The following is a 9,123-nucleotide window of genomic DNA, read 5'->3' as shown; positions in this document are numbered from 1 at the left end:
TGTATGGCTAGCTGCCATAGGTTTTTTGATTACTGCCGTTGGCTTACCTGTAATTACCATTATGGCCCTCTCTCGTATGCAGGGTTCCATCGAAATTATTAGTTCACCGCTAGGTCGTATCGCAAGTCTGATCTTAACTGTAGTTTGTTATCTATCAGTTGGCCCTTTATTTGCTACACCACGCACCGCAACAGTTTCTTATGAAATTGGTTTCTCATCTTATTTTGGAACGTCTAGCAGTAGCCTTTTAATTTACAGTGCAATTTACTTCGCATTTGTAACTGTCGTTTCTTTATATCCGAACAAGCTTTTAGACACAGTTGGACATGTTCTAGCTCCTCTGAAAATTATCGCTTTAGCAATTTTAGGTATTGCAGCGGTTATGATTCCTGCGGGTTATGTTCCTGCTCCAATTAATCATTACGTTAACTCTCCTGTTTCAGAAGGTTTCGTAAATGGTTATCTCACCATGGATACTTTAGGTGCCCTAGTATTTGGTATCGTCATTATTCAAGCGATCTATTCGCGTGGTGTTACTGATAACAAACTAGTGACCAAGTATGCAATTATTGCCAGCCTTATTTCTGGTGTAGGACTCACTTTAGTTTACTTAAGCTTGTTTAAATTAGGTTTGGGTAGCCATGAAGTCGCTCCTAATGCAGCAAATGGTGCTGTAATCCTACATGCATATGTTCAACATGCTTTTGGGAATATGGGTTCACTCTTCTTAACAGGTCTCATTTTCTTAGCATGTATGGTTACTGCAATTGGTTTAACTTGTGCATGTGCTGAATATTTCGCTCAACTTACTAAGTTGCCATATAAGCTTTTAGTTTTCATCTTAGTTGGTTTTTCTTTCATTATTTCCAACCTTGGATTGACTAAGCTAATTGCCGTATCAGTACCAGTTTTAAGTGCAATTTATCCACCTGCAATTGTAGTTATTATGCTCAGTTTCTTCTGGAAATTTTGGCATAAACCATCTTTTATTGTCGGTTCAGTAACAAGCATTGCTTTAATTTTCGGAATTATTGACGGGCTTAAGGTTGCGGGCTTTGGTGATTACCTTCCTAATTTCCTTCAACACTTACCGTTAAATGAACAAAACTTGGCATGGTTGATCCCATCTTTAGTTGTTCTTGTAGTGACTACTCTTATCGACAAAGTTAAACATAAAAGCATTTAATCTGATGTTTTTTTGAAATCGAGTTTTACCCAAACATGATTTTATATATTGAATAAAATGCTGCGTTTACCCAACCAGCATTTTATTTCTAACATCAGCATTTAGTGACAATTCAACTATAGATATAATTAATTTTTACTGTAATATTACACTAAAATAATTTTTAGCTTACTCAGGAAAGAAGAGCATAAATGAAAAGTAAATATTATTTAACATTAGCAGATGCTGAGTTTTTAATGGAAGAAGCTCAGAAATATGCAATTGAACACAACTTTAAAGTCAGTATAGCCATTGTTGATGAAACAAGCTCTTTATTACTTATGAAACGTCTAGATGGCGCTTCTCCTCTCACCACACATCTTTGCTTAGAAAAAGCTAAATGCTCATCAATGAGCGGTCGTCCTTCTAAATTTTACGAAGAGCTTCTTCAAAATGGTCGTCTTGGTTTCTTGAGTATGCCAAGTGCTAAAGGTATGCTAGAAGGCGGAAAAGCGATTATTTATGAAGGCCAGATTTTAGGCGCGATTGGTGTTTCAGGTGTTCAATCTTTTGAAGATGCTGAAATTGCTCAACACGCTATTGATGTTTTTTTAAAAAAACAAAGTAGCTAAAGCAAATTTAAAGAACAGAGAAATTATTACACTTTTCATTTAAATAATTTCTCTTTTCTAAAAAAGTAATTATTTTATACAAAAATGTTTAATATTTACTTTTTTAATACCTTAACCATTTATAAACATAGAAGTTTTTATAAAACTGTTCAAAAAATTTTCTATTGACTATTGAATTAAGCTAAAAATACAAGTACAACATTAAACTTATTCTTGACTAAAACATTCGGTTTTAGCGCAACCACAAGGAGGGATGGAGATGTTATCATTACATTTCAACAAACAAGTCTTCATTAACACTCTGAACAGCAAAGATTCAGTTGTTTATGGAGTAACGACGCTTGCTCTTATGCTGACTTTACTGTTTCAAGGTATGATTAAAGGGAATCTGAAACCCGAATACTTTATGTATGCCATGGTTGTTTCTTTTGTATTTTGTGTATGGGCCTTTGTCGACCACAAAATGCGAAAATTAGCTAAAAGACGACTTAGTCAACAGAAATAAGAATTCTAAAAATGGATGAGCGATCATCCATTTTTATTTGCTTAAAAACAATAAAATTGTCCCCATCACTAAAATAGCAGTTGCTAATAGCTCAGTAATAATTAAGGCGAACATCATAAACGTCATCAACCATGTAGGTAAACTAAAATGTCCTAACCTATGAGGTTGTTTAAACTGATTGGTCGTATCCTGCAAAAATCCGTGGATGATATAAACTAAAATTGAGAAACTAAAAAACAGTATATTTGCCAATACACACCATAAAGCAATATCTTCATTTAAAATCGTGAAATAGCTCAATACAGCCAGAATAAGTGTGGCTGCTGCATAAAGCAAACTGCTTCTATGTGCAATATCTACATAATAATGTGCGCGGCTTAATTCGGAACGGCGAATTTGCCAATATTTCCATACTCCAGTTAACATTCCTATCCATAAAAAGACGCCACTAAAGACAATAGCCAGCTGTACAGCTTTTGATAAATCCATAATTTCCATTATTCGTTTTATTAAAATTTGATGAGCTATATAACATAAATCTTGACTTTATAGTCACATTTTAATCAAGTACCTTTTCAGAACTCATGTACATTAAGATAAATGATTAGCCAATTAACTTTAAATCTATGGATAAGACTTTTGAATCTTTTTGGATTACCTGTAAAGATGGTTATCAGCTTGCAGCTCAATTTTATCCTGCTCAAGAAAAGAAAGCTGAATACCCTATCCTGATTTGTCCAGCAACAGGTATAACTAAAAACTTTTATCACTCTTTCGCAACGTGGTTAAGCCAACAAGGCTATGATGTATTGAGTTTTGACTTCCGTGGTATTGGCGAATCCCTACATGGAGCTTTAAAACAAAGTACCGCAAGTATTACCGACTGGGGAACACTTGATATTCCTGCTGCAATTGATGCTTTATTAATAAAAACGAAAGCAAATCAAGTTATTCTTATTGGACATAGTGCTGGCGGACAACTACTAGGGGTCGTACCTAACTATAATAAAGTCGCAAAAGTGATAACGGTTGCAGGTTCAACTGGACATATTAAAGGTCTTAAAGGAAAAACCAAGGTTTTAGCGCCAGTTATGTTTAATCTTATCTTCCCTATTTCTAGTCTTGTTAAAGGTTATGGAGCAACTCAATTCATTGGTATGGGAGAAAACCTACCTAAAAAAGTTGCTCAACAATGGCGAGAGTTTTGTAGCCGTCCCGGATATGTAAAAAACGCCATAGGCAAGACAATTTTTCATGATTTTCATTCAGATATTCAATGTCCAATTACTGCTATTTGGGCTGATGATGATGAGATTGCAACCAAACGTAACGTACAAGAATTATTAAGTTTATATCCAAATGCAAATAAAAAAATGATTGAGCTTAGCCCAAAAGATTTAGGCTATAAATCAATTGGCCATATGCTGTTATTTAAAAAATCACATCAAAAACTTTGGTCTATTTTAGAACAAGAAATTAAACATTAATCACTGCTTTTATTTTCGCCTCTAAGTCAGTAATCCGGCTTAGAGGTTTTTTTGTATTAAAAACGAGCAGCTTTTTACTTAAATGCGTCGATATACCATTAAAGTTCTGCTAAGGTAATTCATCTGAAGCTGTTGTCAAAAAACAGGTATATTTACTTGTTTAATGCAAACAGCTTCTTTTTTTCTGTTTTAGCTAAAGCCAAAGAAATTGTTCAAGGATAATTATGCTAGCACTAGAGCCTCAACATATTCATATGAATCAACATGCTGTTGATAAAACACATGCATTAAAGTGTCTAGTAGATATATTAGAAAAAGATGGGTTAGTTACGCCTGAATATATAACGGGACTCATCAATCGTGAACAACAAAGCGCGACTTATTTAGGCCAAGGCATTGCCATTCCCCACGGTACTCCTCAATCACGTGAATATATTTTAAAAACAGGTATCCGCTTAGCCCATTTTCCCGAAGGTGTGATCTGGGATGGAGAAAATAAAATTTATTTAGCTGTAGTGATTGCAGCAAAATCTGATGAACATTTGCAAGTTTTGCAAATTCTTACTCGTGCATTAATGCATGACGTCAGCGAACAAGTAAAGAATGCTTCTAAACCTGAGCAGATTATCGAATTACTACAAGCTCAGCCATTATCTTTAGCGCTTCATGAAAATCTTATTCAAACCGAAATCGACGCACAAGATATCGAAGATTTATTTTGGGCAGCTTCTCAAACACTCAAAAAACATAATTTTGTAAAATGTGGTTTTCTAAGCTCACTTGATCCAGAACAGGCCATTCAACTGCAAGATCAAATCTGGTCCATTTCTAGCAATCACTTTGTTCAGCAACCAGCTATTAGCATTACTAAACCATCACAGGCTTTAGAGCTAAATGGTAAAAAGCTGAACACCCTCGTTTGTATAGCAGCCAATGACCAACTCGATAATGAAAGATTTAATCGTTTAATTGATATTTTATTTAACCCTGAGCAAGTTGCCGAGCTAGATAAAACTCAAACTCCAAACGAAATTGCAAAAATTATTGGAGCTGACGTTGTTCCTGACTGGCCTCAACGTTCAGTAGTGCTGGCAAATGCACACGGCTTACATGCCCGACCAGCTACACACCTTGTCAATCTTACAAAAACCTTTCAAGGCGACATCCAAGTTGCAGTAGACGATGGTAGCTTTGTTTCTGCCAAAAGTTTAACTCGTCTTTTAGCATTAGGTTGTAAGCGTGGCCAAACTCTACGTTTTATCGCTGAGCCAGAAACCGATGCCGTAGAGGCTTTAGATCAAGTTATTTTGGCAGTGCAGCAAGGCTTAGGTGAAGAAGTTGAAGCGCTACCTGTAACCAGTGAAACTCCTGACCAGCTCCCTGCTCAAACTGCAATATCAAATGCTACGACATTAGGTAACAATACGGGCATTGCAGCATCAAGTGGCTTAGCTTTTGGACCCGTCCATGTGATTAAACCAAAGGTTTATCAATATGAACGTATGGGTTCAGGCGTAAAAGTCGAGAAAGAAAATTTAGATATTGCCCTACATGCAGTAAAAAACAATATTCACCAAGTCATAGCCAAAGCTGATGCCTCTGAAATTAAACAAATCTTTCGAGCTCACCTAGAAATGCTTGATGATCCTGATTTAATTAATGGTGTATATCAAAAAATTTATCAAAATTTATCAGCACCAGCTGCGTGGCATGAACATATTGAAGCTGCAGCTAAAGCACAGGAAGCACTACCAGATCGTTTACTCGCTGAACGCGCAACAGATCTACGTGACATTGGTGACAGAGTTTTAACCCAATTATGTGGTGAAGTGGTTATTGAAGAGCCTAAAGAGCCTTATATTCTAATCATGCATGACGTGGGGCCAAGTGATGTCGCTCGTCTCAACAAAGACCGTGTCGCAGGTATTTTAACTGCTATAGGCGGTGCAAGTGCGCATAGTGCAATTGTCGCACGTGCTTTAGGCATTCCAGCTATTGTTGGTGCTGGTGAACAAGTCCTAGAAATTGATCCGAAAAGCACTTTACTTATTAATGGTGATACTGGAACTTTTGTTTTAAATCCAGATGCAGCGCAAATCGAACAAGCCAAGCAAGAGCGTGAGCAACAGCGTCAAATTCGTGAAGAAGCTGAACGCCATAGCCACGAGCCAGCAATTACCTTAGATCAACACCAAATCGAAATTGCAGCCAATTTGGGTAAAGTTCAAGCGACAGCACAAGCAGTAGAATGTGGTGCTGAAGCAATTGGCCTACTTAGAACCGAACTTGTTTTTATGTCTCATAGCAGTGCACCTAATGAGGCTGTTCAAGAGGCTGATTACCGAGTTGTATTAGATGCACTTGCAGGTCGCCCGCTTGTAGTACGTACATTAGATGTAGGCGGTGATAAGCCTTTACCTTACTTACCAATTGCTGAAGAAGAAAACCCATTCTTAGGGTTAAGAGGAATTCGTTTAACTTTAAGACGCCCTGAGCTTTTAAAACAGCAATTAACCGCTCTACTAAAAGCATCTGATAATCGTCCGTTACGCATTATGTTCCCTATGATTGGACGCGTTGAAGAATGGCGTGCAGCCAAAGCAATTCTTGACGAAGTAAGAGCCCAACATCCATGTGACAATTTACAAGTTGGTATTATGATTGAGGTTCCGTCTGCTGCTTTACTTGCACCGGTTCTTGCACAAGAAGTCGACTTTTTCAGTATCGGCACAAATGACCTGACCCAATATACTTTAGCGATTGACCGAGGCCACCCAATACTCTCAGCGGAAGCAGACGGATTACATCCAAGTATTCTTAATTTGATTGATCAAACAGTAAAAGCTGCCCACAAACATGGCAAATGGGTAGGAATCTGTGGTGAGCTTGCAGCAGACCCTAAAGCTGTACCTATTCTCATGGGATTAGGTGTAGATGAACTGAGTATGTCCCCAAATAGCATTCCTTTGGTAAAAGCTCAAATCCGTACACTAAGCTATAGCCATGCTCAAAAGCTTGCGCAACAAGCTTTACTATGCGATAGCGCCCCTGCTGTGCGCCAGCTATCTGAACAAGACTTATAAGATTGGGAATAGTAATGGCTAAAATTTTAACAATTACTTTAAACCCTGCAATTGATGTAACCATTCAACTGAATGAGTTATTAGTAGGAGAAGTGAACCGACAAGAGTCGGTAGAAATTCATGCGGCTGGCAAAGGCCTTAATGTTGCTCAAGTATTAAAAGACTTAGGTCACGATGTAATCGTAACCGGCTTTTTAGGTGAGCATAATCGACAAATTTTCGATACACATTTTGCACAAGCTCAATTTCAACCTGAGTTTATTTATATTGATGGTGAAACCCGTCAAAATATAAAAATTGCTGAGCATTCTGGGCGGATGACCGATTTAAACGGCAAAGGTTTCTTTGTTTCTGAAACAGACAAACAAAGGCTATTTAATAAGATTGAAGCTCTGTTACCACAAGTCGAGGTTGTTGCAATAGCTGGTAGCCTCCCACAAGGTTTTAGTATTGATGAGTTACAACAACTTATTCAACTGATCAAAAAAAATAATAAGAAAGTTGCCCTAGATACCAGTGGTAAAGCATTGGTTGCTGCAATTGAGTGTCAACCTTGGATGATCAAACCGAATACCGATGAGTTGGTTGAAAGTTATCAACGTCCTGCAACAAGCTATGCTGAACAAAGAAAACTTTTTGATAGCTTAACCAATATTGAGCATGTGGTTATCTCAATGGGTGAAGATGGCGTAAATTGGTTACACGCCATTCATCCCTTACATGCTCAAGCACCAAAAGTTATCGTAAAAAGTACAGTAGGCGCTGGTGATTCACTCTTAGCCGGCATGATCCATGGACTTGTTAACCAAATGCCTCCTGAAGAGACCTTAAAAACTGCGACAGCCATTGCAAGCCATGCTGTAACACAAATTGGTTTTCGAATCCCTACTTCTGAGGTTCTAAACCAATTAAAAGCACAAACTATTATCAATTCATTGAGTGAATCTGATGCAAACTGCTAAACATTTATTATTTGTCACTAATAGTCCGCAACAGCAAGTCAATGCTTTAATCTTGGCTCGTAAACTTGCTTTAGTCGCAACCCAACACGGCTATAAACATAGTGTCATTTCACTCGATGAGTTTGAATCAAGCGATCATTTTGATCATGTCATTATTATTGGACAGCAACCTAAAAATCTAAATATTTTTGGTCAAAACGCTTTATCTTTAGTTTCTATTGAAGATATTAAAGATGATGCAGACAAAGCACTTTTAACGGCACTTGAACACTCAAAACCAGCAAATGAGTGGGAACAAAAACCTAAGCAAGCTTCAAATACCGCAACTCATTTTGTTGCCATTACTGCTTGCCCAACTGGAGTTGCCCATACATTTATGGCAGCTGAAGCGTTACAACAAGGTGCAGAAAGACTTGGGTATCAAATCGATGTAGAAACTCAAGGTTCTGTAGGTGCGAAGAATATTTTATCACCTCAAGCGATTGCTGATGCCGATATTGTTATTCTTGCTACTGACATTGAAGTCAACACTGACCGTTTTGTAGGTAAACGTGTCTATAGATGTAGCACTGGTTTTGCTTTAAAACAAACCGACAAGGCTTTTGCTGAGGCAATTGCTAATGCTCAGGTTTTAGAACAAGGTAAACAGCAAGCAACAACGGAAAATAAGGATAAAACTGAAAAAGTTGGTGTATATAAACACTTATTAACTGGTGTTTCTTATATGCTGCCTATGGTTGTTGCGGGTGGCTTGCTAATTGCACTTTCTTTATGTTTTGGCCTAAATGCAGCAGAACAAGCTGGTAGTCTGCCAGCCATATTAAAACAGATTGGCGCAGCAGCATTTACCCTCATGGTACCCATGCTGTCGGGTTATATTGCATATTCGATTGCAGATCGCCCTGGTCTTGCACCCGGTTTAATCGGGGGTTTATTGGCAGCACAGTTACAAGCAGGATTTTTAGGTGGTATTGTTTCTGGCTTCCTGGCAGGTTATATCGCATTATTTATTGCTAAAAAAGTCAAGCTTCCAACTAGCTTAGAGTCCCTTAAGCCCATTTTGATTATTCCATTATTAGGAACATTATCTGTTGGGTTGATTATGTTCTATGTGGTAGGTCAACCTGTAGCGCATATTTTTGAGTTAATGAAAGATTTCCTCAACAACATGGGCACAACAAATGCTGTATTAATGGGAATTATTTTGGCAAGTATGATGTGTATTGATTTGGGCGGACCAATCAATAAAGCTGCTTATGCTTTTACAGTTGGACTACTTACCACCAATA

General features: G+C 37.6%; 8 protein-coding genes. 7 read left to right on the top strand and 1 reads right to left on the bottom strand.

The window, feature by feature from the left end; translation table 11 throughout:
- The 3 genes from brnQ to C1642_RS15380 form a co-directional block, all read left to right on the top strand.
- On the top strand, positions 1-1,186 hold a 1,186-nt coding region (brnQ, locus tag C1642_RS15390), incomplete at its 5' end, for a branched-chain amino acid transport system II carrier protein (RefSeq protein ID WP_228153931.1).
- Positions 1,187-1,377: 191 nt separating this feature from the next.
- On the top strand, positions 1,378-1,797 hold the full coding sequence (locus C1642_RS15385; protein ID WP_000838063.1) for a GlcG/HbpS family heme-binding protein: 420 nt from the start codon (positions 1,378-1,380) through the stop codon (positions 1,795-1,797).
- Between the two features lie 259 nt (positions 1,798-2,056).
- The gene (locus C1642_RS15380; protein WP_000949688.1) at positions 2,057-2,302 is read left to right on the top strand and encodes a hypothetical protein; all 246 of its coding nucleotides are present in this window, start codon (positions 2,057-2,059) and stop codon (positions 2,300-2,302) included.
- Between the two features lie 33 nt (positions 2,303-2,335).
- On the opposite strand, the gene C1642_RS15375 is transcribed toward C1642_RS15380, so the two are convergent.
- On the bottom strand, positions 2,336-2,791 hold the full coding sequence (locus tag C1642_RS15375) for a hypothetical protein (RefSeq protein WP_000365974.1): 456 nt from the start codon (positions 2,789-2,791) through the stop codon (positions 2,336-2,338).
- A 137-nt stretch (positions 2,792-2,928) separates the two neighbouring features.
- On the opposite strand from C1642_RS15375, the gene C1642_RS15370 reads away from it, so the two are divergent.
- The 4 genes from C1642_RS15370 to C1642_RS15355 form a co-directional block, all read left to right on the top strand.
- Positions 2,929-3,789, top strand: coding sequence for an alpha/beta fold hydrolase (locus C1642_RS15370; protein ID WP_000361722.1), 861 nt, complete (start codon positions 2,929-2,931; stop codon positions 3,787-3,789).
- 224 nt (positions 3,790-4,013) lie between these two features.
- Positions 4,014-6,872 (top strand): phosphoenolpyruvate--protein phosphotransferase, encoded by a 2,859-nt coding sequence (gene ptsP / locus C1642_RS15365; RefSeq protein ID WP_000880354.1) that lies wholly within the window; start codon positions 4,014-4,016, stop codon positions 6,870-6,872.
- Positions 6,873-6,886: 14 nt separating this feature from the next.
- Positions 6,887-7,834: a 1-phosphofructokinase gene (gene pfkB, locus C1642_RS15360; protein WP_001062797.1), complete on the top strand. Its 948-nt coding sequence runs from the start codon at positions 6,887-6,889 to the stop codon at positions 7,832-7,834.
- On the top strand, positions 7,821-9,123 hold a 1,303-nt coding region (locus C1642_RS15355), incomplete at its 3' end, for a fructose-specific PTS transporter subunit EIIC (protein ID WP_228153930.1). The genes pfkB and C1642_RS15355, both read left to right, overlap by 14 nt.

The sequence above is a fragment of the Acinetobacter sp. AKBS16 genome (assembly GCF_002899995.1).
Taxonomy (GTDB): domain Bacteria; phylum Pseudomonadota; class Gammaproteobacteria; order Pseudomonadales; family Moraxellaceae; genus Acinetobacter; species Acinetobacter baumannii.
The sequence above is the reverse complement of the archived record's forward strand: the minus strand, read 5'-3'. Positions and strand labels throughout refer to the sequence as shown.